Source organism: Brevibacillus brevis (assembly GCF_001039275.2).
Taxonomy (GTDB): Bacteria; Bacillota; Bacilli; order Brevibacillales; family Brevibacillaceae; genus Brevibacillus; species Brevibacillus brevis_C.
The window spans coordinates 205,001-226,123 of record NZ_CP030117.1 but is presented as its reverse complement, the minus strand read 5'-3'; the positions used below and the strand labels follow the sequence as shown (position 1 = coordinate 226,123).

The 21,123-nt window shown below is 47.7% G+C and carries 25 protein-coding genes and 2 other annotated features (2 of these 27 only partly in view); of the genes, 1 reads left to right on the top strand and 24 read right to left on the bottom strand.

Going from position 1 to position 21,123, the window contains the following annotated elements; all coding sequences use genetic code 11:
* Positions 1 to 74 (bottom strand) — a sequence feature (ribosomal protein L10 leader region) (it extends 89 nt beyond the left edge of the window).
* Positions 75 to 116: 42 nt separating this feature from the next.
* The 15 genes from rplA to AB432_RS01275 all read right to left on the bottom strand — a co-directional run bounded on the left by rplA (position 117) and on the right by AB432_RS01275 (position 11,417).
* Positions 117 to 800, bottom strand: a complete 684-nt coding sequence (gene rplA, locus AB432_RS01345; protein ID WP_048035649.1) for a 50S ribosomal protein L1 — start codon at positions 798 to 800, stop codon at positions 117 to 119.
* 89 nt (positions 801 to 889) lie between these two features.
* Positions 890 to 1,315, bottom strand: coding sequence for a 50S ribosomal protein L11 (gene rplK / locus AB432_RS01340; RefSeq protein WP_005828886.1), 426 nt, complete (start codon positions 1,313 to 1,315; stop codon positions 890 to 892).
* 186 nt (positions 1,316 to 1,501) lie between these two features.
* The gene (gene nusG / locus AB432_RS01335) at positions 1,502 to 2,038 is read right to left on the bottom strand and encodes a transcription termination/antitermination protein NusG (RefSeq protein ID WP_048035648.1); all 537 of its coding nucleotides are present in this window, start codon (positions 2,036 to 2,038) and stop codon (positions 1,502 to 1,504) included.
* Between the two features lie 45 nt (positions 2,039 to 2,083).
* Positions 2,084 to 2,332 carry a preprotein translocase subunit SecE gene (gene secE, locus AB432_RS01330; protein WP_012683970.1) on the bottom strand — a complete coding sequence of 83 codons (249 nt, stop codon included), beginning with the start codon at positions 2,330 to 2,332 and terminating at the stop codon, positions 2,084 to 2,086.
* Positions 2,332 to 2,481, bottom strand: coding sequence for a 50S ribosomal protein L33 (rpmG, locus tag AB432_RS01325; protein ID WP_003392018.1), 150 nt, complete (start codon positions 2,479 to 2,481; stop codon positions 2,332 to 2,334). The genes secE and rpmG overlap by 1 nt, the downstream gene beginning before the upstream one ends.
* 237 nt (positions 2,482 to 2,718) lie before the next feature.
* Positions 2,719 to 3,369 (bottom strand): RNA polymerase sporulation sigma factor SigH, encoded by a 651-nt coding sequence (gene sigH / locus AB432_RS01320; protein ID WP_005828894.1) that lies wholly within the window; start codon positions 3,367 to 3,369, stop codon positions 2,719 to 2,721.
* Between the two features lie 83 nt (positions 3,370 to 3,452).
* Positions 3,453 to 3,977, bottom strand: coding sequence for an NYN domain-containing protein (locus tag AB432_RS01315; protein WP_048035647.1), 525 nt, complete (start codon positions 3,975 to 3,977; stop codon positions 3,453 to 3,455).
* Between the two features lies 1 nt (position 3,978).
* The gene (gene rlmB, locus AB432_RS01310; RefSeq protein WP_048035646.1) at positions 3,979 to 4,734 is read right to left on the bottom strand and encodes a 23S rRNA (guanosine(2251)-2'-O)-methyltransferase RlmB; all 756 of its coding nucleotides are present in this window, start codon (positions 4,732 to 4,734) and stop codon (positions 3,979 to 3,981) included.
* Between the two features lies 1 nt (position 4,735).
* On the bottom strand, positions 4,736 to 5,140 hold the full coding sequence (locus AB432_RS01305) for a Mini-ribonuclease 3 (RefSeq protein WP_007716204.1): 405 nt from the start codon (positions 5,138 to 5,140) through the stop codon (positions 4,736 to 4,738).
* Positions 5,141 to 5,157: 17 nt separating this feature from the next.
* Complete coding sequence (gene cysS / locus AB432_RS01300; RefSeq protein WP_048035645.1) at positions 5,158 to 6,564, bottom strand: cysteine--tRNA ligase; 1,407 nt, start codon at positions 6,562 to 6,564, stop codon at positions 5,158 to 5,160.
* Positions 6,545 to 7,210 carry a serine O-acetyltransferase gene (cysE, locus tag AB432_RS01295; protein WP_048035644.1) on the bottom strand — a complete coding sequence of 222 codons (666 nt, stop codon included), beginning with the start codon at positions 7,208 to 7,210 and terminating at the stop codon, positions 6,545 to 6,547. Before cysE ends, cysS begins: the two co-directional genes overlap by 20 nt.
* Positions 7,211 to 7,299: 89 nt before the next feature.
* Positions 7,300 to 7,559, bottom strand: a binding site (T-box leader).
* A 27-nt stretch (positions 7,560 to 7,586) separates the two neighbouring features.
* Positions 7,587 to 9,053, bottom strand: coding sequence for a glutamate--tRNA ligase (gene gltX / locus AB432_RS01290; RefSeq protein WP_048035643.1), 1,467 nt, complete (start codon positions 9,051 to 9,053; stop codon positions 7,587 to 7,589).
* Positions 9,054 to 9,140: 87 nt separating this feature from the next.
* Positions 9,141 to 9,614 (bottom strand): 2-C-methyl-D-erythritol 2,4-cyclodiphosphate synthase, encoded by a 474-nt coding sequence (gene ispF, locus AB432_RS01285; protein WP_048035642.1) that lies wholly within the window; start codon positions 9,612 to 9,614, stop codon positions 9,141 to 9,143.
* Between the two features lie 3 nt (positions 9,615 to 9,617).
* A complete protein-coding gene (ispD, locus tag AB432_RS01280) occupies positions 9,618 to 10,304 on the bottom strand; it encodes a 2-C-methyl-D-erythritol 4-phosphate cytidylyltransferase (RefSeq protein ID WP_048035641.1) in 687 nt (228 codons plus the stop codon).
* A gap of 24 nt (positions 10,305 to 10,328) precedes the next feature.
* Positions 10,329 to 11,417 carry a PIN/TRAM domain-containing protein gene (locus AB432_RS01275; RefSeq protein WP_048035640.1) on the bottom strand — a complete coding sequence of 363 codons (1,089 nt, stop codon included), beginning with the start codon at positions 11,415 to 11,417 and terminating at the stop codon, positions 10,329 to 10,331.
* A gap of 286 nt (positions 11,418 to 11,703) precedes the next feature.
* Between AB432_RS01275 and AB432_RS01270 the strand changes: the two genes are divergently transcribed.
* Positions 11,704 to 12,099, top strand: coding sequence for a nucleoside triphosphate pyrophosphohydrolase family protein (locus AB432_RS01270; protein WP_007716195.1), 396 nt, complete (start codon positions 11,704 to 11,706; stop codon positions 12,097 to 12,099).
* A gap of 95 nt (positions 12,100 to 12,194) precedes the next feature.
* Here AB432_RS01270 and pssA read toward each other — a convergent pair whose 3' ends face one another.
* The 9 genes from pssA to AB432_RS01225 form a co-directional block, all read right to left on the bottom strand.
* Positions 12,195 to 12,923: a CDP-diacylglycerol--serine O-phosphatidyltransferase gene (gene pssA, locus AB432_RS01265; RefSeq protein WP_017247027.1), complete on the bottom strand. Its 729-nt coding sequence runs from the start codon at positions 12,921 to 12,923 to the stop codon at positions 12,195 to 12,197.
* Between the two features lie 114 nt (positions 12,924 to 13,037).
* Complete coding sequence (gene disA / locus AB432_RS01260) at positions 13,038 to 14,114, bottom strand: DNA integrity scanning diadenylate cyclase DisA (RefSeq protein ID WP_048036021.1); 1,077 nt, start codon at positions 14,112 to 14,114, stop codon at positions 13,038 to 13,040.
* An 8-nt stretch (positions 14,115 to 14,122) separates the two neighbouring features.
* A complete protein-coding gene (gene radA / locus AB432_RS01255; protein WP_048035639.1) occupies positions 14,123 to 15,490 on the bottom strand; it encodes a DNA repair protein RadA in 1,368 nt (455 codons plus the stop codon).
* Between the two features lie 106 nt (positions 15,491 to 15,596).
* The gene (locus AB432_RS01250) at positions 15,597 to 18,047 is read right to left on the bottom strand and encodes an ATP-dependent Clp protease ATP-binding subunit (protein ID WP_016742864.1); all 2,451 of its coding nucleotides are present in this window, start codon (positions 18,045 to 18,047) and stop codon (positions 15,597 to 15,599) included.
* A gap of 66 nt (positions 18,048 to 18,113) precedes the next feature.
* The gene (locus tag AB432_RS01245; RefSeq protein WP_048035638.1) at positions 18,114 to 19,187 is read right to left on the bottom strand and encodes a protein-arginine kinase McsB; all 1,074 of its coding nucleotides are present in this window, start codon (positions 19,185 to 19,187) and stop codon (positions 18,114 to 18,116) included.
* A gap of 19 nt (positions 19,188 to 19,206) precedes the next feature.
* Complete coding sequence (locus tag AB432_RS01240; protein WP_048035637.1) at positions 19,207 to 19,725, bottom strand: protein-arginine kinase activator protein McsA; 519 nt, start codon at positions 19,723 to 19,725, stop codon at positions 19,207 to 19,209.
* Between the two features lie 16 nt (positions 19,726 to 19,741).
* Positions 19,742 to 20,206 (bottom strand): CtsR family transcriptional regulator, encoded by a 465-nt coding sequence (locus AB432_RS01235; RefSeq protein ID WP_048035636.1) that lies wholly within the window; start codon positions 20,204 to 20,206, stop codon positions 19,742 to 19,744.
* A gap of 188 nt (positions 20,207 to 20,394) precedes the next feature.
* Complete coding sequence (locus AB432_RS01230) at positions 20,395 to 21,081, bottom strand: HAD hydrolase-like protein (RefSeq protein WP_048035635.1); 687 nt, start codon at positions 21,079 to 21,081, stop codon at positions 20,395 to 20,397.
* 29 nt (positions 21,082 to 21,110) lie between these two features.
* Positions 21,111 to 21,123 carry the 3' portion of a UDP-N-acetylglucosamine--LPS N-acetylglucosamine transferase gene (locus AB432_RS01225; protein WP_048035634.1) on the bottom strand. It continues 1,109 nt past the right edge of the window, so only the last 13 of its 1,122 coding nucleotides appear in the window; its start codon lies beyond the right edge, outside the window — the gene reads right to left on this strand; its stop codon occupies positions 21,111 to 21,113.

Genomic DNA, 21,123 nt, shown 5'->3' with positions numbered 1-21,123 from the left:
CGCCTCGGAGGGGTATTAAGCGTTACTCTCACAAGCACCGCACCTTCTGTCTACGGCATATTCTTTTCATCAACAGGGACTATCTTAACAACTCCCGTAAAGGAAGTCAAGTGTCATTATTTTACAGCTACGCGTACACCAGGGCCCATAGTGGAGCTCAGGGTTACGTTTCTCATGTAAACACCTTTAGCAGCAGCTGGTTTCGCACGGTTCAGTGCTTCAGTCAGAGCAGCCAGGTTTTCTACCAGTTTGTCAGCATCGAAGGATGCTTTTCCGATAGGAGCGTGGATGTTACCCGCTTTGTCTACACGATACTCAATTTTACCTGCTTTGATTTCGTTAACCGCTTTAGTTACATCGAAAGTAACTGTACCGGTCTTAGGGTTTGGCATCAGGCCTTTTGGACCGAGTACACGACCCAATTTACCTACTTCACCCATCATATCAGGAGTAGCTACTACAACGTCAAAGTCGAACCAGCCACCTTGAATTTTTGCGATCATGTCTGCATCGCCTACGAAGTCTGCGCCAGCTGCTTCTGCATCTTTCGCTTTATCGCCTTTTGCGAATACGAGAACACGTTGTACTTTACCAGTACCATGTGGCAATACAACTGCGCCACGGATTTGTTGGTCAGCACGCTTAGGATCTACGCCCAAACGGAACGCTGCTTCAACAGTTTCGTCGAATTTAGCTGTAGCTGCTTTTTTAACCAGCTCAACGCCTTCAGCTACTTCGTATACTTTGTTTTTATCAACGAGCTTTACAGCCTCTTGATATTTCTTACCTTTTTTCGCCATGATTAAATCTCCCTTCAATGTGGTCGTAGCGGTTGATCCTCCCACAGACAGGGGGGCACAACCTCTGTGCCCCCTTGCACTCAAGACAATTAGTCTTCGATTACGATACCCATAGAACGAGCTGTACCTTCTACCATGCGCATAGCCGCTTCTACGGATGCAGCATTCAGGTCAGGACGCTTCAGTTCTGCGATTTCACGAACTTTATCACGCTTCAGCGTAGCAACCTTTGTTTTGTTTGGTACGCCAGAACCGGACTCGATACCAGCAGCTTTCTTCAACAGAACTGCAGCTGGAGGAGTTTTTGTGATAAAAGTGAAAGAACGGTCTTCAAACACGGTGATTTCCACCGGAATGATCATACCTACTTCGCTTTCAGTGCGAGCATTGAATTCTTTACAGAATCCCATGATGTTTACACCAGCTTGACCGAGAGCCGGACCTACTGGAGGTGCAGGATTCGCTTTACCTGCTGGGATTTGTAATTTAATTACGCGGATAACCTTCTTAGCCACGTAACACACCTCCTTACTTCACATGTGGTTATTACGGGGGAATGCCCCCTCCCACCGTTTTTTGAAAGTCTCTATGTAAAAGACTTTCGATCTATAGTGAGAGTGCAAGAAACCCCAATTAATGTTGTGGGATTGTTAAAACAAAATGAAATGTACCACATAGCGCGATACTTTTCAAGTTGAATCCTAATCCAATTTTTGAACTTGTGTAAAGTCTAGCTCTACCGGTGTTTCGCGACCGAAGATGTCCACCAACACGCGAACCTTCTGCCTGTCCGGGTAAATCTCGATAATCTCCCCGGTGCGATTGGAAAACGGACCATCTGTGACGCGCACCATATCGCGGAGAGCAAAATCGACTCTGATCTTGGGAATTTCGATTCCCATTTGCTTGAGAATCGTATCGGCCTCTTCAGGACGCAGCGCTGTCGGTTTAGAGCCAGCACCCGTGGATCCGACAAAGCCGGTAACCCCAGGGGTGTTGCGCACGACATACCAAGAGTCGTCCGTCATCACCATTTCAACAAGGACGTATCCAGGAAACACTTTTTTCGTGACGGTGCGCTTCTTACCATCCTTGGTTTCCACCTCTTCTTCAGTGGGAACAAGAACGCGAAAGATCTTGTCTTCCATGCCCATCGACTCGAGTCGCTTCTCCAGATTGGTTTTCACCTTGTTTTCGTAACCTGAGTACGTATGAAGTACATACCATGCTTTTTCCATATCCAACAGGACGTTAACCGTCCGTCCCTCCTAAGACTTGCATAATTACGTTCCTAGAATCAAATCGATCAAGCGCGAGATACCCAAATCAACGACGAAGAAGAATATTGCCAGGAGCACAACCGTAACAAGAACAACGAGCGTATAGGTCGTCAATTCTTTACGGTTGGGCCAACGGACTTTCTTTAGCTCGGACATTACGTCACTAAAAAAACCACCGGTACGGCGAAAACTGGCTCCGATTCGTGATAAAAAACCCACTTTGCCACCCCCTGACTTCGTCGCATCAACCATTACTTCGTCTCGCGATGAAGGGTTTGCTTCTTGTCACGGGAGCAATACTTTTTCAGTTCAACACGTTCAGTAGTGGTGCGCTTGTTCTTCGTGGAGATATAGTTACGCTCGCCACACTCGGTGCACGCCAACGTGATGTTTACTCGCATTTATTGCCACCTCCATCTCATTTCAAACCTGCTATTAGTTAAAAGTACCCCGATGATAAATAGTACGGGAAAACCGCTACTTTTTCCAGACCATTTCATTCACCTAAGTAACCATAGAACAGAGAGATAAGAGTCTATGGCTACCTAAATAAATTTATCATACCGAAATTCCCATGTCAAACAAAATGACTTGACAAGAGGTAGTCCTTTTGCTTCCAAAATAAAAAGAGAGATTCTCTACAGATGAATCTCTCTTCCTTCCAAATAGCGCTCTAGCTTGCGCTTTACTCGCTGCAATGCATTATCAATAGACTTGACATGACGCTTCAATTCAACAGCAATCTGCTGATAGGATCGTCCGTCCAAGTAAAGCATGAGAACCTGGCGTTCCAAGTCACTCAAGATTTCGCTCATCTTGCCCTCAATGTCATCGAATTCTTCCCGATTGATAAACAATTCCTCCGGATCGGTCACCTTGGTTCCCGAGATCACATCGAGTAGTGTACGGTCAGAATCTTCATCGTATATAGGCTTGTCCAATGAGACGTAAGAATTGAGCGGGATGTGCTTTTGGCGTGTCGCTGTCTTGATCGCGGTAATGATCTGACGGGTAATACACAGCTCGGCAAATGCCTTGAACGACGTGAGCTTGTCTCCTCGGAAGTCGCGAATAGACTTGTACAGTCCGATCATCCCTTCCTGCACGATGTCTTCGCGGTCAGCCCCAATAAGAAAATAGGATCTCGCTTTGGCACGAACGAAGTTCTTGTATTTGTTGATCAAATACTCCAAAGCTTCGGCGTCATTATCGCGAACCAGGTCGACTACTTCTTCGTCGGTCATTAGTTCATATTGGGCATGTTTTAACTCCTTGAGGTCAACACTCACAAATGATCCCTCCGCCAACCGGTTTCTCCAATAGATAGCGCTATTATACATGATGCCGTAAAAAAGCGTCAACCGAATCCAAGTTATTCCCTTCTCCATTTTTCGAATATTTTCGCTATTTCATCATTCAGCGTAATCCGCGTGGAGAAACGGTCTTCTTGCGTTTTTTCGACTTGTTTCTTGATTTCCTTGCCCGCATTTTCCATATCGAGCAACAACTCCCGCGCTGATTTGCGCAAAGCTCCCTGCCCAAATATGACACGTTGAGAGGTATAGTCAGAAGTTGCCACATAAATTTGTCGATTTTTATTGTGAAATTGGGAGACTAGCTGCTCAATTTTCTCGTCTGCTGTCTCCTTCTTCTTCGTGAAATAAACGTCGACCTGGAAGTCCTCCATTTGACGGCCAATGCCAGGAACGTTGTACGCATCAAAGACAATGATGACCTTCACACCAGTGTAGCTCTGGTATTCTGCCATTTTTGCGATTAATTGATCACGCGCCTCGTCCATCCGCTCTTGATCCTTCAGCAGGCGCAGATCGGGCCAGGCGCCGATGATATTGTATCCATCAACGATCAACAGCTGCTTGGCTTTTCGTTTCGCCATGTCATTTCACCCGCGTCGGAATTGGACTCCTGGAGCGATATACTTCATACATCAACAAGGCAGCTGCTACAGAAGCGTTGAGTGAGGTAACATTGCCCGCCATCGGAAGGCTATACAGAAAATCACAGTTTTCCCGCACGAGGCGACTCATGCCTTTTCCTTCGCTGCCAATGACAATTGCGAGCGGCATCGTATAATCACCCTGGCGGAAATCTTGCTTGGCACTCGCATCTGTTCCTGCAATCCAAACACCGCGTTCTTTGAGCTCTTCCATGGTACGAACCAAATTCGTCACTCGCGCTACTGGCACGTAGTTGATCGCCCCTGCCGAAGCTTTTGCCACTGTTGCCGTAAGACTGACAGAACGTCGTTTTGGGATGATGACACCATGAGCACCGACTGCATCGGCTGTCCGCATGATGGAACCGAGGTTATGCGGATCTTCCAGCTCGTCCAACAGCAAAATGAACGGCGCCTCGTTTTTTTCCTCTGCCCGCTTCAAAATACCGTCTACTTCTACGTAATCATAAGCAGCAACAGAAGCCACAACACCCTGATGGTTGTCCGACGACACGAGCTGATCCAGCTTTTTGCGGTTGGCTGTCGTGACAATGACACCCTGTTCTTTCGCCAAGGCAAAGACAGGTCCCATCAGATTTTTATTCGTTCCCTCTGCAATCCAAATCTTATTGATCGTACGGCCTGATCGCAAAGCCTCGATGACGGGGTTTTTCCCCAGAATCCACTCTTCACTCATTTCATGATTCTCCTTCCACTATGGCAAAAGCCTGCTGCACAATTTCAGCGATCCGCTCTTCTTTTCCACTCAAATACAAGTACCCGATCAATGCTTCAAAAGCCGTTGCATGACGGTAGTCGATAATATCGGCGTTTTTGGCACTGGAGCCGGATTTGGCATTCCGCCCCCGCTTCACTACATTCAATTCTTCCTCCGGCAATGTGGGCATTAACGTTAACAACACATTGGCCTGTGCTTTCGCTGAAACATAGCGGTTGGCCGCCTTGTGGAGCTGGTTTGGTTTAACCAGCCCCTTGGCGATCAAATGATACCTCACACAATGCGAATAGGTAGCATCTCCGAGGAAGGCAAGCACGAGTGGATTTGTCAGATTAGGATCTCGGGTTAGTTCTTCTTTTTGCATCTATTTTCTTCGGCCCCTTATTTTCGACGCCAGCGAACACCTTGTGGCGTGTCCTCCAGCACGATTCCTTTTGCTGCGAGCAGATCGCGGATTTCGTCAGAACGGGCAAAGTTTCTTGCTTTGCGAGCTTCTGTGCGCTCTTCGATCAACGCATCAATCTCACTATCCAACAGCTCCTGCTCTTCAGCAATTTCAAGACCAAGAACCTCCGTCAACTCCACCAACAAATCCATGTATGCACGAACTTCGGCTTCGCCTACATTTTGATAACGCAAGTACAGGTTGGCTTCCTTCACGACGTCAAAAATAACGGTTATGGCATTCGCTGTATTGATATCATCATCCATCTCAGCAACGAAACGCTCGCGAAGCTCCCCAATGATTCGCGCCTGCTCCTGTGCCTGATCATTCGGCTCTTCTGCGCGCACGGTATCCAGACGATGGGACAGATTCGTATACGCAGTCTTGATTCTATCCAAACCATTGGCCGCCTGTTCGATCAACTCTTCGCTAAAATTGATCGGGTTGCGATAGTGCCCCTGAAGCATAAAGAAGCGAATTAATTGACCGCCGAATTTCTCTGAAAGATCGCGTGCAAGCAAGAAGTTCCCAAGGGATTTGGACATTTTTTCGTTATCGATATTGAGCATGCCGTTGTGTAGCCAATAACGAGCAAAAACTTTACCCGTAAAGCACTCCGATTGGGCAATTTCGTTCTCGTGGTGCGGGAACACAAGGTCTGTTCCGCCCGCATGGATATCGATTTCCTCACCCAAAAACTTCAGGGCCATTGCCGAGCACTCAATATGCCATCCCGGTCTTCCTTCACCCCACGGACTGTCCCAGGTAACTTCTCCGGTCTTTGCCGCTTTCCAAAGTACGAAGTCCAGGGGATGTTCCTTTTTCTCGTTGATTTCTACACGAGCACCTGCCTGCAAATCATCCAACGGCTGATGCGATAGCTTTCCGTATTCCTGAAAACGTCCTGTGCGGAAATAGACGTCACCTTCACTCTCGTAGGCAAAGCCTTTTTCAATCAGCCCTTGCACGAATTCAATGATTTCCGGAATTGTTTGCATCACACGTGGTTGAATATCAGGTGGAGATACGTTCAGTGATTTCAGATCAGCATTGTACGCATCTGTGTATCGATCCGCCACTTCTTTGACAGTGACCCCTTCCTGATTCGCTACACGAATCAGTTTGTCATCTACATCCGTAATATTTTGCACGAATGTCACTTCGTAGCCACGATATTTCAAGTAACGGCGCAGTGTATCAAATACAATGGCAGGGCGCGCATTTCCAATGTGGATGTAGTTGTACACGGTCGGGCCGCACACGTACATTTTTACCTTTCCTGGCTCCAATGTGTGAAACGGTTCCTTTCGCCGCGTCATCGTGTTAGTCAGCTGAATGCCCATCGTTCTGTTTATCCTCCCTCAAAAGCTCCAATTCTTTGCGTAATTGATCAATTTCCTTTTGCATCAAACGAATCGTATCCGCTACCGGGTCTGGCATATTTACATGGTCCAGATCATTTTTGACCCGCTTGCCATCCTGGATGACGATGCGTCCCTTGATTCCTACTACGGTCGAGTTAGGCGGTACCTCCTGCAAGACAACGGCACCAGCCCCTATCTTTGAATTATCGCCAATTTTGAAGGAGCCCAACACCTTTGCTCCCGTCGCAATAATGACGTCGTTGCCGATCGTAGGGTGACGCTTTCCTTTTTCTTTCCCCGTTCCCCCGAGTGTAACCCCTTGATAAATCGTTACATTGTCTCCGATTTCGCACGTCTCTCCGATCACAACACCCATGCCATGGTCAATGAACAGGCCGCGGCCAATTGTTGCGCCCGGGTGAATCTCAATTCCCGTGAAAAAACGGGACAGTTGAGAGACAATTCGGGCGAGTGTACACAGCTCAGCCTTCCAGAGCCTGTGGGCAATCCGGTGCCCCCATATCGCGTGCAAACCGGAATAGGTCATAACGACTTCCAGCGTACTTCGCGCAGCCGGGTCTCGTTCAAAAACAGCATGAATGTCATCTCTCATCTGTGCTAACATTTTGGGGTGGCACCTCCTGCCTGATTTACCTGCCGAGTGTTCAACTTCCTCTAAAATAAAAAACGTCCCTATCCCCTCCATTACGAAGGGACAGAGACGGGTTTACCGTGGTTCCACTCTGCTTAGATCGTCTTGGCTGCAAAGACTTAACAAACAACCTTGAACGATCTCGCTCATACCCCGATAACGGCGGGAAGCCGATGGCGCCTACTGATATCTTTTCAAAAAGATAGGTTCAGCTCATTGCTCACAGGGGCATTTCCATACAGGGCACACCAGATGGCTCTCACCTATCCATCCTCTCTGTAGATGTGCAGACTGTTGTACTTCTCCTGATCGTCGCATTCATGATTTATAAAAGAAAGCCAGCCAATACTTACTGACCGTTTGCAATTACTTGCTGTGCACGTGCAATCACCTTGTCACGTCCAAGCAGATACAACGTCTCTGCCAGATCACGACCATGCGCCTGACCAGTTGCTCCTACGCGGACCGGCATGAACAATGCCTTGCCTTTGTGACCCGTTTCCTTTTGCACGTCTTTGAGTACCGCTTTAATAACATCCACATTATATGCATCCTGGGCAGAAAGGTGTTTCACAAAGGAAGCCAGTACTTCCGGCAATTGCGGTTCTTTCAGCACCAGAGTTGCTTCTTCATCGTACACCACTTCGTCGAGGAAGAAAAGAGCTGCCAACGGAACGATTTGCGCACAGTAGGACATTTGCTCTTGATACAGGCCTACGATACTGCGAACCCATTCGCGCTTCTCAGCAGACAAACTCTCTTCGATGAAGCCAGCTTTTTGCAGATGCGGGATACACATGTCTGTAATCATATCGAGCGGTTGACGCTTCAAATAGAAGTTGTTCATCCAGTTCATCTTCGTTGCATCAAACACAGCTGGCGATTTGTTCACGCGGTCCATTGAGAACAGCTTGATCAGATCCTCCATCAAGAAAATCTCTTCTTCGCCACCCGGAGACCATCCCAAAAGAACAAGGAAGTTCACGATTGCTTCTGGCAAGAAGCCGAGATCACGGTACTGCTCAATGAACTGAAGAATGCTCTCGTCACGCTTGGACATCTTTTTGCCATCTTGGTTGAGGATCAGTGCCAAGTGAGCAAAGTCAGGCGCTTCCCAGCCAAACGCTTCATAAATCATCAATTGACGAGGCGTGTTGGACAGATGCTCTTCTCCACGAATGACGTGGCTAATTTTCATCAAATAGTCGTCCACTACAACGGCGAAGTTGTATGTAGGAATGCCATCCGGACGGCAAATAACGAAATCGCCCATCTCATTGGAGTTAAATGTTACCTGGCCACGAATCAGGTCGTTCACGACATACTCGCGATCATCCTGAACGAGAAAGTGAATGGATGGCACTCGACCTTCTGCTTCGTACTGAGCACGTTGCTCGTCCGTTACATGGCGGTGCTTTTCCAAAATACGTGGTGTTTCTCCACGAGCGAGCTGTTCTTCACGCTCTGCATCCAGCTCTTCTTTTGTCGCGTAGCAGTAGTACGCTTTGCCTTCTGCCAGCAGTTGATCGATATATTTCCGATAAATGTCCAAGCGTTCTGTTTGACGGTACGGTCCATATGGTCCACCAACGTCTGTACCTTCTTCCCATGTTACGCCGAGCCATTTCAGGTTTTTCATTTGCTCTTCGTCCGCATTTTCCTTATTGCGGGTTTGGTCCGTATCTTCAATCCGAACGATGAACGAACCACCGTGATGTTTCGCAAAAAGATAATTGAAGAGCGCTGTTCGCGCACCGCCGATGTGTAAATGCCCCGTAGGACTCGGCGCATAACGAGTGCGAATTTCTTTCGCCATTGGTAGCACCATCCTTATGAATGTAAAAGGCTATAGCCTTGACCTAAGTAAAAACGTATCTAAGGCTTTATGTTACACCTTGCCCCTCTACTTGACAAGCAAGCATACTGCCTGTGCAGCGATTCCTTCCCCTCTGCCTGTAAAACCAAGTTTCTCGGATGTCGTCGCCTTCACATTCACTTGCGAGAGATCGTCTGCCTCCAGCACGCGTGCAATGACTTCACACATTTGCGGGATGTACGGCGCCATCTTCGGCGCTTGGGCAATGATCGTTGCATCCACGTTTCCTAAACGATAGCCGCGCTCCCGAACCAACTTCCAAACATGCTCCAGCAGCTTTACGCTATCCGCATCCTTAAAAGCCGGGTCTGTATCAGGGAAATGACGGCCAATATCCCCTTCACCAATCGCTCCAAGAATCGCGTCACTAATCGCATGAAGGAGAACATCTGCGTCAGAATGTCCTAGCAAGCCTTTTTCATACGGGATGGTGACGCCTCCGATAATGCATGGACGCCCCTCTACTAATTGATGCACGTCAAAACCTTGTCCAATACGCATGAGCTACTCTCCCTTTCGTTTCCGCAATATCTCTTCACCAAACCACAGATCGTCTGGCGTCGTAATCTTAATGTTCTCATAGCTTCCGTGCATAATCGATACCGGATGACCCAGCCACTCAACCAGCATTGCATCATCCGTACCCAGCTTCCCCGCTGCCTCTACTGCCTGATGTGCCTCTCGCAATAAAGACATACGAAAAGCTTGTGGGGTTTGAACCGCCCACAAGCTTTCCCGTGCCGGGGTTGACTCTACAAGTCCATTTGCCCCCACCACTTTAATCGTATCTTTGACAGGTACCGCCATGATCGTTGCCTGATCTTGTTGCACCTGTTTGATCATGTCACTGATCTGTTTGCGAGTGACGAAAGGACGAGCAGCATCGTGAACCAGCACGTAATCGCAATTTGCGGATAGTGAAGCCAAGCCATTTCTCACACTGTCTTGTCGCTCTGCTCCACCCAGTGTAACCACAACCGCCAGCTTTTCAGCCGAGAGCCAGGTCATTACTTCTGCGTGGTCTGCTTCACTCACCACTAGCACAACTTCATCAATGTCGGGATGAGTAGCAAAAAGACGTACCGTATGAGCCAAGATCGGCTCGCCCGCAAGCGGTAACCACAACTTGTTTCGTTGTCCACCCATTCGTTTACCCGAACCGGCTGCAACGATCACGACACCCGTACTCACTGATTCATCCCTCTCCTGTCTTTTCTATAACGCTCGTTCCAGCAACTTTGGTTTGGCGAAGATCATACGTCCTGCGGATGTTTGCAGCACACTCGTTACGAGAACATCGACGTCGTTTCCAATGTATTCTCGTCCGCCCTCTACAACAATCATCGTGCCATCGTCCAGATAAGCGACACCCTGACCGTGCTCTTTCCCATCCTTGATGACTTGAACGTTCATCTCTTCTCCAGGTAAAACTACAGGTTTGACTGCATTCGCCAAATCATTGATGTTCAAAACCGCAACACCTTGCAGCTCACATACCTTGTTCAGGTTGAAGTCGTTTGTTACGACCTTTCCGTTAATGAGCTTAGCGAGCTTGATCAGCTTGCTGTCCACCTCGGATACTTCTTCAAAATCGCCTTCCCAGATCTGAACCTTTACCTTCATTTCTTTTTGAATCTTGTTCAAGATATCCAGACCACGACGACCGCGGTTTCTCTTCAGTACATCGGAGGAATCGGCGATATGCTGTAGCTCCTCTAACACAAATCCCGGAATGACCAGTACCCCTTCCAGAAAGCCGGTACGGCAAATATCTGCGATGCGTCCGTCAATGATGACACTGGTATCGAGGATTTTATTTTCCAGGTTAACGGTAGTTGTTGCGCTATCCTTTTTCCTATCCTTACGTCCAATCGAAAATACCGACATAATCTCGTCCCGCTTGCGAAATCCTACCTGGAAGCCCAAATAACCGAGCAACCCGGAAACAATTAACGGCAAAAGATCTCCTACAAATGGAATCGGAATTTTACTGATGGGCAGGAATAATAAGAATGCAACAATAAGACCACTAATCAATCCCATCGCTCCGAACATCACATCGACAACCGGCATTTTGACGAGTGTCTCTTCACCCCATCGAACGATGCGCAGAACATAATCCACAACCCAATTCGCTAAAAAGAAAAACAAGATGGCACCTAGTACAGCCCCAATATATTGCGATCCGGCTACTACACCAAAGTTTAACAGTGGGTCGAGCAACGAGAACAATTCGTCACCAAATCGATACCCCAATCCGCCACCTATCAAAACAAAAATGAATTTTCCTACTCGGCGTAACATGCCTTCACCTCCTTTTACTAATATAGACAGAAGCCTAAGAGTAAAACCCTATTTTTTTCCAAATGATTATAATGCTTCATTTTACTTTCCCTCACTATAGCAAAAAAGATTTTGCCATGTCAAATAGCCAAAAATTTTAACATAGTTGTCATTTTCTCGTCAACCCGGGAACACTCGTTTCCTTCGATGATAAATTGACAGAAAGCTGACTCCCTTCTTATAATGTCAGTATCGTAATGAGAGAAAATTATGACGATACCAACAGCCTAAAGCAGAGGTGAACCAGATGGACAATCGAAACATAGACGACTTTCAAACGCAAGTATCCGAGCTTTTGATCAGACATCGTAGCGTACTGGACGTCATGTCCAAAGTTCAGGAAACGGCATCCCGCATTAACCGTTCACTGACAAAAGCCATCACCGAATGCGGCTGTGTCGAAGTGGTTGCCAAAAAACAGACGTACGATTCGAACAAGAATCTGGAGGACAACAAGTCCCATTTGGACACTCACTTTAACGGACCGCTGTGCGAGCATTGTCGCGATGTAGTTACTGCTGAGCTTGGCAAAAACCTCTTTTACCTCACTGCCTTGTGCAATATTACTGACATTAAGCTAGAAGACGTGCTTCAGAAAGAATCCAACCGATTGAATACTTTGGGTGTCTTCAATCTGTCTTAAAAGTCCGTTACTCGTATTACGAATGAACCCTAAAAAAAGTTGCATACAAAAAAGAAAAACCCGCACATTGAAGTGTGGGTTTTTTTATGCCGTAACTATTCAAACGGTACAGATTCTTCCTCTTTGTTTTTACGCTTGCGTAATTTTTTGACGAGAAAGTCAACGTTTTTTTTTATTCCGTACAATGCATAAAAAGCAAGTGGCAGGAAGACGATTTTTGGAAATTGCTGCGGATACTTAATCGCTACAACAACCACGATCGCGATGATAATGGGTGTGATCCAGTAAGCAGACTTTGGAATCCCCACTTTTTTAAAGTTAGGATACTTGACCTTTGATACCATCAAAAAGGCAAGGAGCAACATACTTACGGCAAGCAATACCGGAGTGAAGACTTGGTGATAAAGTGCGAGCGTAGCCAGTACGCCTCCCGCTGCCGTAATCGGCAAACCGATGAAATACCCCGGAACCCCGGCCTGTACGTTAAAACGCGCCAAACGCAGCGCACCACAGATCGGAAAAATGGCTGTAATGAGAATCCCAAGCAAATCAAAGTGTTGCAAGACGACAACATACATGATGAACGCTGGCGCAATCCCAAATGTAATGACGTCAGAAAGTGAATCCAATTCCTTTCCGAACTCGCTTTGGGCATTCAGCATACGAGCTACACGTCCATCCAGCCCGTCTGCCAGCATACCAATGATCACTGTAATCGCTGCATATTCGACGTATTGATCGCCTCGAAACGCAAGAATAATTGCTAAAACTCCCAGAAACAAATTGCTTACGGTTAGTATGTTCGGTAACGATTTCACGAACATAGACTACCTCCTGATTTCTTTTGCGTAAGGAGCAGGTTATCCTGTTGACCTTGTTTTTATCCAAGTCCCTTAGGCAAATGCTGAATACAAATAATGCCTTTATCCTATTCTACTTTAAATGTGTCTGTCAATGAACACTTGTTCTTGAATCCGTTTCAGTCCCTCTTTAATCGCTCTTGCTCGAACCTCGCCAATGCCTTCCACTTCGTCTAATTCCTGAATCGTTGCCATCATGATTCGCGGCAGATGATGAAAATGTTCTACCAGATTCGAGATGATCGTAACGGGCAAACGCCGGATCTTGTAAAGGATCCGATAACCTCTAGGGGAAACGGATTCATCCAGCATACTGGCATTGGAGGAATACCCCAGCGTTCGCAAAAAAGAAGTGAGCTCGAGCATTTCCTCCGAGTTTAATTTTTTCATGTCCCGAAGCACAAGATCAGGTGAATAGGATGGATCTCGGGAATAATCCCGTATAAGCATATGGGCTTCTTCCTCAATGTTTGAAACCAGTTCCTCCAACTGCATACTGACGAGCCTTCCTTCTACCCCTAGCTCACATATGTATTTGGAGACCTCTGTCTTAATACGTAATACCATCTCAATCCGTTGCAAAACCGAGGCAACTTCATGTAACGTGACGAGCTCCTCGAATTCTAACGCACCGAGATTCGTCAGCGTTTGATCAAGCACAGCCTTGTATTTCTCAAGGGTAGATACAGCTTGGTTCGCCTTGGCCAAAATGACGCTGATTTCGCTTAAGACATACCGGAAATTTCCCTGGTACAGCGTGATCACATTGCGCCGTTGAGAGATAGCAATGACCAGATGGTTCGTTTGAATGGCTGTCCGTTGCGCTGTACGATGACGTGTCCCCGTCTCGCTCGTAGGGATTGAAGAAGGTGGGAAGATTTGCGTATTCGCGTACAGAATGCGTTTTGCGTCTTCACTTACTATAATCGCCCCATCCATCTTTGCTAATTCATATAAATGGGCAGGAGAAAAATCACAATTGATGGAAAAACCGCCATCGACAATTGACTTCATCTCCGGACCGCACCCAATGACGATCAAGCCCCCGGTTTTGGCCCGTAAAACATTTTCCAACCCTTCACGAAGCTGTGTGCCGGGTGCCACGAGACGAAGCACATCACCGAATTGCGGAGCTCTTTTGATGTTCCCCTGCATGCCCACTCCTACCTCCTTATCACCTCGTTCAACGCATCGGCAATATTGCTCACACCAATCACTTGAATATCTGCTGGCGCATCCAGACCGCGGATGTTTTTCTCAGGGATGATGACACGCTTAAAGCCTAATTTATGTGCTTCTCGTACTCGCTGCTCAATACGGGAGACACCGCGCACCTCACCAGTCAGGCCAATTTCGCCGATAACGACATCATGCGGATTGGTAGCGTGGTCACGGAAACTGCTTGCAATGCTTACGGCAATCGCCAAATCAACGGCTGGCTCATCCAATCTGACCCCGCCTGCTACGTTTACATAAGCATCCTGATTTTGCAGCATCATGCCCATGCGCTTTTCCAACACTGCCATGATCATCGCCACACGCTGATGATCGACCCCTGTTGCCGTTCTCCGTGGCGTTACAAAGCTGGTCGGGGCAACGAGAGCTTGCAGCTCAACCAAAACGGGACGCGTGCCCTCCATACTGGCTACGACCGTGGAGCCCGCAACACCAAATGGACGCTCTGCCAAAAATATCTCAGATGGATTCGCCACTTCCTCCAAACCGCGATCCTTCATCTCGAAAATCCCGATTTCGTTTGTCGAACCAAAGCGGTTTTTGACGGCGCGCAAAATTCGAAATGTATTGTGGCGCTCCCCTTCAAAATAAAGAACAGCATCCACCATGTGCTCAAGCATACGCGGACCGGCGATGGAGCCTTCCTTGGTAACGTGACCGACGATGAAGGTACCAATTCCTTTCCCTTTTGCAATCCGCATCAATTGGGCAGTAGCCTCCCGCACTTGTGCGACACTCCCCGCAGCCGATTGGATGGTCGGGTGAAACACGGTCTGGATCGAGTCAATAATCAGCACATCCGGGTCTACTTGATTAATATGCTGTTCGATCAAATCCAAATCATTTTCTGCCAATACAAACATCGGCGGCGTTTGCAAATGGAGTCGATCTGCGCGAATTTTAATTTGCTTTGCCGACTCCTCTCCAGATACATAGAGAACCTTCGCCCCTTGATGAGCCAAGGCAAATGATGTCTGCAAAAGCAATGTCGATTTCCCGATTCCCGGATCTCCCCCCACCAAAATGAGTGAACCCGGAACAAGTCCTCCACCAAGAACACGATTCAATTCTCCGATCGTCGTATCCATGCGTGGCTCTTCTTCACTGGCTACCTGGGTCAATGGAATCGCAGATTGGCGCTGGCCGCCGCTGAGCCCTTCGTGGCGATGTGCCGTTTTAACCGTCACTTCCTCCACCAAAGTGTTCCAACTGCTGCATCCCGGGCATTTTCCCATCCATTTTGGCGATTCATAGCCACATTCTTGACACGCGTATTTCGTTTTATACTTTGACATAATCGCACCCTCACTTGGATTTCTTTCTCTACTTTTATCATAATTACGCACCCAAAAAAAGAATACCTCCCGAATCAGGAGGCATTCTATTACGTTTCAACACAGCTTACGATTTCGTTTTTTCAAGGCGCTTGACTACCAGCTTGCCTTCTTCGGCTTCGATATTGACGGTATCACCTTTACTGATCGTACCCTTGAGCAGTTCCTCGGACAAATTATCCTCGATGTGACGCTGGATAGCTCGACGCAGAGGACGCGCACCATAGGCCGGATCAAAGCCTTCTTTTGCCAATACTTTCTTGGCTTCTTCGGTCAGTTGGAAATCAATGTCTTGCTCTTTCAAACGTTTACGCAGCTCTTCTGTCATGAGAGATACGATTTGCTCGATGTGCTCTTGCTCCAAGGAGTGGAACACGATGACTTCGTCGATACGGTTCAAGAACTCAGGACGGAAGCTCTTCTTCAGCTCATCCATGACTTTGTCCTTCATATCCTGGTACTTTCTTTCCGAATCGTTGGTCGTGAAGCCGAGCGTCGTATTTTTCTTGATCATGCTGGCTCCGACGTTGGAAGTCATAATGACAACCGTATTGCGGAAATCGACGGTACGTCCCTTCGAGTCTGTCAGACGACCATCATCCAAAACTTGCAAGAGGATGTTGAATACGTCTGGGTGAGCCTTCTCGATTTCGTCCAGCAAAATAACGGAATACGGCTTGCGACGCACTTTTTCGGTCAGTTGACCGCCTTCGTCAAAGCCTACGTAGCCAGGAGGGGCACCTACCAGCCGAGCGGTGGAATGCTTCTCCATGTACTCGGACATATCTACACGAATCATGGCATCCTCGTCACCGAAAAGCGTCTCTGCCACGGCACGAGCCAATTCGGTTTTACCCACACCGGTTGGTCCAAGGAAGATAAACGAGCCGATCGGGCGTTTTGGGTCTTTCAGACCAGCACGGGCACGGCGGATCGCACGCGAGATGGATTTGACTGCTTCATCTTGGCCAATGACGCGATCATGCAAAATCTCTTCCATCTTCAGCAAGCGCTCAGTTTCTTCTTCCTTCAGCTTCAACACGGGAATACCCGTCCAGCTCGCCACTACTTGTGCGATGTCTTCTGGCGTAACCTCCATGTTTAGCTGACCTTGGCGCTCTTTCCAGTCTTTTTTCGTTTTATCCAGTTCTTCACGCAGTTTTTGCTCCTGATCGCGAAGAGCTGCTGCTTCCTCGAACTCTTGTGATTGTACGGCAGCGTCTTTTTCCTTGCGTACCTCTTCCAGACGTCCCTCCAGCTCTTTGAGGTTTGGTGGAACCGTAAAGGATTGCAAGCGAACCTTGGATGCCGCCTCGTCGACCAAGTCGATGGCCTTGTCAGGCAGGAAGCGTTCCGTAATATAGCGGTCAGACAGTTTTACTGCCTGCTCGATTGCTTCATCGGTAATTTTGACACGATGGTGGGCTTCGTAACGATCACGAAGGCCATGCAGGATACGAATAGCATCCTCCGCTGTCGGTTCATCAACCTGAATCGGTTGGAAACGACGCTCCAGTGCCGCGTCTTTTTCGATGTACTTGCGATATTCATCCAGCGTAGTAGCACCTACGCACTGTAGCTCGCCACGTGCCAGAGCAGGCTTCAAAATGTTGGAGGCATCAATAGCGCCTTCTGCTCCACCTGCACCAATCAGGGTGTGTAGCTCATCAATAAACAGGATGATGTTTCCTGCTTGGCGAATTTCGTCCATGATTTTTTTCAGACGATCTTCGAACTCACCGCGATATTTGGTTCCCGCAACAACGGTTCCCATATCGAGGGTCATGACGCGTTTATCACGGAGGGTCTCCGGAATTTCGTTGTTCACGATTTTTTGGGCAAGACCTTCTGCAATCGCTGTTTTCCCGACGCCAGGCTCCCCAATCAAAACAGGGTTGTTTTTGGTGCGTCTGCTAAGTACTTGGATCACACGCTCGATTTCTTTTTGGCGACCGATGACAGGGTCCAGCCCGCCATCACGAGCGATTGCAGTCAGATCCCTTGCCAAGCCGTCCAGTGTCGGCGTATTTGCCGCTGGGTTCCCTCCAGACGGTTGATGAGATGCCATCATTTCCGAGCTGCCAAGAAGCTGGAGCACCTGTTGACGTGCCTTGTTCAGGCTAACGCCCAAATTGTTCATGATTCTCGCAGCAATGCCTTCTCCTTCACGGATCAAGCCAAGCAGAATATGTTCAGTCCCCACATAGGTATGACCCAGCTTGCGGGCTTCGTCCATTGACAGTTCAATAACCTTTTTGGCGCGAGGTGTATAGTTTGGTGTGTAATTACTACCGGACTGCTCGGTTCCTCGCCCGATTAACGACTCCACTTCGCTCTGGATTTTATCGAGGCCAAGCCCAAGGGATTGCAATGCCTTCGCCGCAATCCCTTCGCCTTCTCGAATGAGTCCCAGCAGCACATGCTCTGTCCCAATATCTTTGTGTCCGAGACGAACCGCCTCTTCCAGGGCAAGCGCCAGTACTTTTTGTGCTCGTTCTGTAAAACGTCCAAACATCATATCGTACACCTCCGTATAACCGTGTTTTTTCTCTATATGGTTAACAATTGCTTGATACCATTACGATTACTCTTGTGATTCTACTACGCGCAGACGTTCGCGGATCAGCCTTGCCCTTCTTTCATCGCGTTGGTCCGGAGTGAGCTTTTGTCCAGCGTGGTGTTGTAAAAACCCTGGCTGTGTCGTGACTAACAGTTCGTTTAGGACCAGCGGAGATACATCCGGAATGATGCCTAGATCAATCCCCAGACGTACATCGGACAGACGCTGAGCCGCCTCCTTGGACTCTACTGTGCGGGCGTACATCAGGATACCATACGATCGAAAAATCCGATCCTCCAGCGAAACCCGAGTATGCTCCAGCAAATAAGTTCGTGCCACACGCTCTTGCTCAATAATCTGTCTAGCTACACCGTAGAGATTGGAAAGGATATCCGACTCAGACATCCCTAGTGTGACCTGATTGGATAACTGAAAAAGATTCCCTAGAGCTTCGCTGCCCTCTCCGTAAATTCCTCTAACGACTAGACCAACTTGATTAATTGCCTGTAAAATTCTGCTGATCTGCTGCGTCATCACCAGCGCCGGCAAGTGCAGCATCACAGATGCACGAATTCCCGTACCCACATTGGTTGGGCAGCTTGTAAGATATCCTCGTGTTTCGTCGAAAGCGTAGTTCAAGTTTTTCTCAAAAATGTCGTCTATTTTCGTACCTATTTCCCATGCCTCGTTCAAACGAAACCCGGGTAATAGTACCTGTATTCGAATGTGGTCTTCTTCATTAACCATAATGCTGACAGACTCATCTTCACGAAGTAATACGGCACCTTTCCGAGATTCCTCTGCCAGGTGAGGGCTAATCAGATGCTTTTCTACAAGCACCCTTTTTTCTAACGGATTAATTTGGTCCATGTGGATGACCTGAAGCTGATGCCTTTTGCGCATTGCCTCCGAATCGCTTACTTCCGTTACCTTTCTGACGACTTCCTCGCCCTGTGAGTCCGTTGCCAATAACGGAAAGGGGTGCTGGCGCAGGTTACGGGCGATACGCAGCCGTGTACTAATGACAATGTCGGAATCAGGACCTTCTCCTTTCATCCAATTGCTCCACGGGTTTTGCATAAACTGCTTTTGGGACATAACCAGCTAACCTCCCTTGCTACGATTGGGCCATTTTTTGTTCCAATGCTCGAATTCGATCGCGCATTTCTGCTGCCTTCTCGAACTCTTCACTGGCGACATGACTTTGCAGCGCTTGCTTTAGTTGCTCCAGCTCTTTACGGATCTTCAGTTTGCCACCCATCCGCTCTGGTACTTTTCCACTATGCTGTGTGTTTCCATGAATCCGGCGGAAAAGGGGGTCCAGTCGATCACCCAAAAAAGTGTAGCAATCACTACAGCCAAATCGGCCACTTTTACTAAATTGAGAATATGTGAGTCCACATGTTTCGCATTGAAGCGGCTTATTCGTTGCCGTTTCGCGTCCATTCTTTTGCATGGGATCAAATTTTAAAAGTCCTGACAGGAGATTGTTGATGCTGAAGTTGTGAAACCCGGTAAAGACGTCCCCTTTTTCATGAGCACACTGCTCGCAAATATGGTATTCGGTTTTTTCGCCATTGACGATTTTCGTCAAATGAAGTGTCGCCGGTCGTTTTCCGCATTCCTCACAGTTCATAACATCATACCTCCTTTTACTTCAACAAGATTGCTGCGATCATCTGCTTTAAAATATTTGCCCGCAAACGATCCCGCAATTCAGCTTCTAGCGTTAATACGTTTCGCGAGGTAGCGATTTTCATCAAGGTTGCTTCTCTGATGTTGACTAATCCTTCCTCAAATAGTCTTTCTACGATCGCATTTCCCACGCTCTGACTGATGCTCTCACCAATTAGCTCCTCTGTTAGCAATTCTTGCAAGCGTGCTTTGCTGACAATCTGCACCTTGCGTATGCGAATATACCCGCCGCCCCCGCGCTTACTCTCTACAATGTACCCTTTTTGAACGGTAAAGCGCGTATTGATGACGTAATTGATCTGAGACGGCACACATTGAAAATGGTCGGCAAGCTCACTACGCTGAATCTCGATCGATCCATTGGGACTGTTTGTAATGATGCTTTTCAAGTGATGTTCAATGATGTCCGAGATGTTACGCAAGTCATCGCCTCCTATTCCTCTGTGTATGTTCTTCTGAGGTTACCTATTGACTTTGACTATCTTTGACGTTAATTATAATGGGTTTAGTGCGTGCCCGCAAGTGTCCCTTACACATTCTAGTGTGGGCAAAAGAGGGTCGCTTGAAACTTGGACATGATCAACAAAAAAACCACTCCCTGAGGAATGGTTTATGTTTGTTCTTGTGTATTGGTGTCGATTGCTGGCAAATGATTCAGTAGCTGTGTGAAGCTGGTGATGATGACATCTGCCCCGTCAAGCTCACCTGGTTTGGCAAAACCAAAGTCACATCCAATGGTAAATAAACCGTTTGTCTTGCCTGCTTCCACGTCGGAGTGACGATCCCCTACCATGATGGCCTGCCCGATTTTGTAATCAGACAACAATTTTGCAACCAGATCATTTTTGGAATGTGTGCGGAAACGGCCAGCTGAGTACAGATCGGTCATTAGCGGCTTTAATTCGTATTCCTGGCAAATGGCATCGATGTACTCTTCCTGCCCATTACTTGCTATAAACAAAGCAAATCCTTTTTCTCGCAGCGTTTCCAAGGTTGATTTTACATTCGGATATAGCTCGGTCACTCTTTCTTTGAGTAACTGGATTTCATTGTCTAGCAAGAAGGCGTCGGCTGAGCGAATAGCTTCCTCACTCGCACCCGGCAGTAATTTGTCCCAGATCTGCTCGATCGTCATTCCTAGTACATTGATCAATTCACGTTCGTCTGGGGTTTCCCCTTGCCATAGCCCTTTTTGACGAAGCTGGTCAAACGTTCGAATAAATGCTGGAGTGGACAGCTTTTCTGTTTGAAGTAACGTGCCATCCATATCAAATAATATGGCGAATGGTACAGTCATGGGTTCCTCCATTTTGTCTGGCTAGGCCGCTATTCTACTTTC

What these genes read in the sequence shown, in the direction of transcription:
- rplA (WP_048035649.1), bottom strand. Translation starts at nt 800, where the DNA reads ATGGCGAAAAAAGGTAAGAAATATCAAGAGGCTGTAAAGCTCGTTGAT.
- nusG (WP_048035648.1), bottom strand. Translation starts at nt 2,038, where the DNA reads ATGGAAAAAGCATGGTATGTACTTCATACGTACTCAGGTTACGAAAAC.
- secE (WP_012683970.1), bottom strand. Translation starts at nt 2,332, where the DNA reads ATGGTTGATGCGACGAAGTCAGGGGGTGGCAAAGTGGGTTTTTTATCA.
- rpmG (WP_003392018.1), bottom strand. Translation starts at nt 2,481, where the DNA reads ATGCGAGTAAACATCACGTTGGCGTGCACCGAGTGTGGCGAGCGTAAC.
- AB432_RS01315 (WP_048035647.1), bottom strand. Translation starts at nt 3,977, where the DNA reads ATGGCGAAACGAAAAGCCAAGCAGCTGTTGATCGTTGATGGATACAAT.
- rlmB (WP_048035646.1), bottom strand. Translation starts at nt 4,734, where the DNA reads ATGAGTGAAGAGTGGATTCTGGGGAAAAACCCCGTCATCGAGGCTTTG.
- AB432_RS01305 (WP_007716204.1), bottom strand. Translation starts at nt 5,140, where the DNA reads ATGCAAAAAGAAGAACTAACCCGAGATCCTAATCTGACAAATCCACTC.
- cysS (WP_048035645.1), bottom strand. Translation starts at nt 6,564, where the DNA reads ATGGGCATTCAGCTGACTAACACGATGACGCGGCGAAAGGAACCGTTT.
- cysE (WP_048035644.1), bottom strand. Translation starts at nt 7,210, where the DNA reads ATGTTAGCACAGATGAGAGATGACATTCATGCTGTTTTTGAACGAGAC.
- gltX (WP_048035643.1), bottom strand. Translation starts at nt 9,053, where the DNA reads ATGGCGAAAGAAATTCGCACTCGTTATGCGCCGAGTCCTACGGGGCAT.
- ispF (WP_048035642.1), bottom strand. Translation starts at nt 9,614, where the DNA reads ATGCGTATTGGACAAGGTTTTGACGTGCATCAATTAGTAGAGGGGCGT.
- AB432_RS01275 (WP_048035640.1), bottom strand. Translation starts at nt 11,417, where the DNA reads ATGTTACGCCGAGTAGGAAAATTCATTTTTGTTTTGATAGGTGGCGGA.
- AB432_RS01270 (WP_007716195.1), top strand. Translation starts at nt 11,704, where the DNA reads ATGGACAATCGAAACATAGACGACTTTCAAACGCAAGTATCCGAGCTT.
- pssA (WP_017247027.1), bottom strand. Translation starts at nt 12,923, where the DNA reads ATGTTCGTGAAATCGTTACCGAACATACTAACCGTAAGCAATTTGTTT.
- disA (WP_048036021.1), bottom strand. Translation starts at nt 14,114, where the DNA reads ATGCAGGGGAACATCAAAAGAGCTCCGCAATTCGGTGATGTGCTTCGT.
- radA (WP_048035639.1), bottom strand. Translation starts at nt 15,490, where the DNA reads ATGTCAAAGTATAAAACGAAATACGCGTGTCAAGAATGTGGCTATGAA.
- AB432_RS01250 (WP_016742864.1), bottom strand. Translation starts at nt 18,047, where the DNA reads ATGATGTTTGGACGTTTTACAGAACGAGCACAAAAAGTACTGGCGCTT.
- AB432_RS01245 (WP_048035638.1), bottom strand. Translation starts at nt 19,187, where the DNA reads ATGTCCCAAAAGCAGTTTATGCAAAACCCGTGGAGCAATTGGATGAAA.
- AB432_RS01240 (WP_048035637.1), bottom strand. Translation starts at nt 19,725, where the DNA reads ATGAACTGTGAGGAATGCGGAAAACGACCGGCGACACTTCATTTGACG.
- AB432_RS01230 (WP_048035635.1), bottom strand. Translation starts at nt 21,081, where the DNA reads ATGACTGTACCATTCGCCATATTATTTGATATGGATGGCACGTTACTT.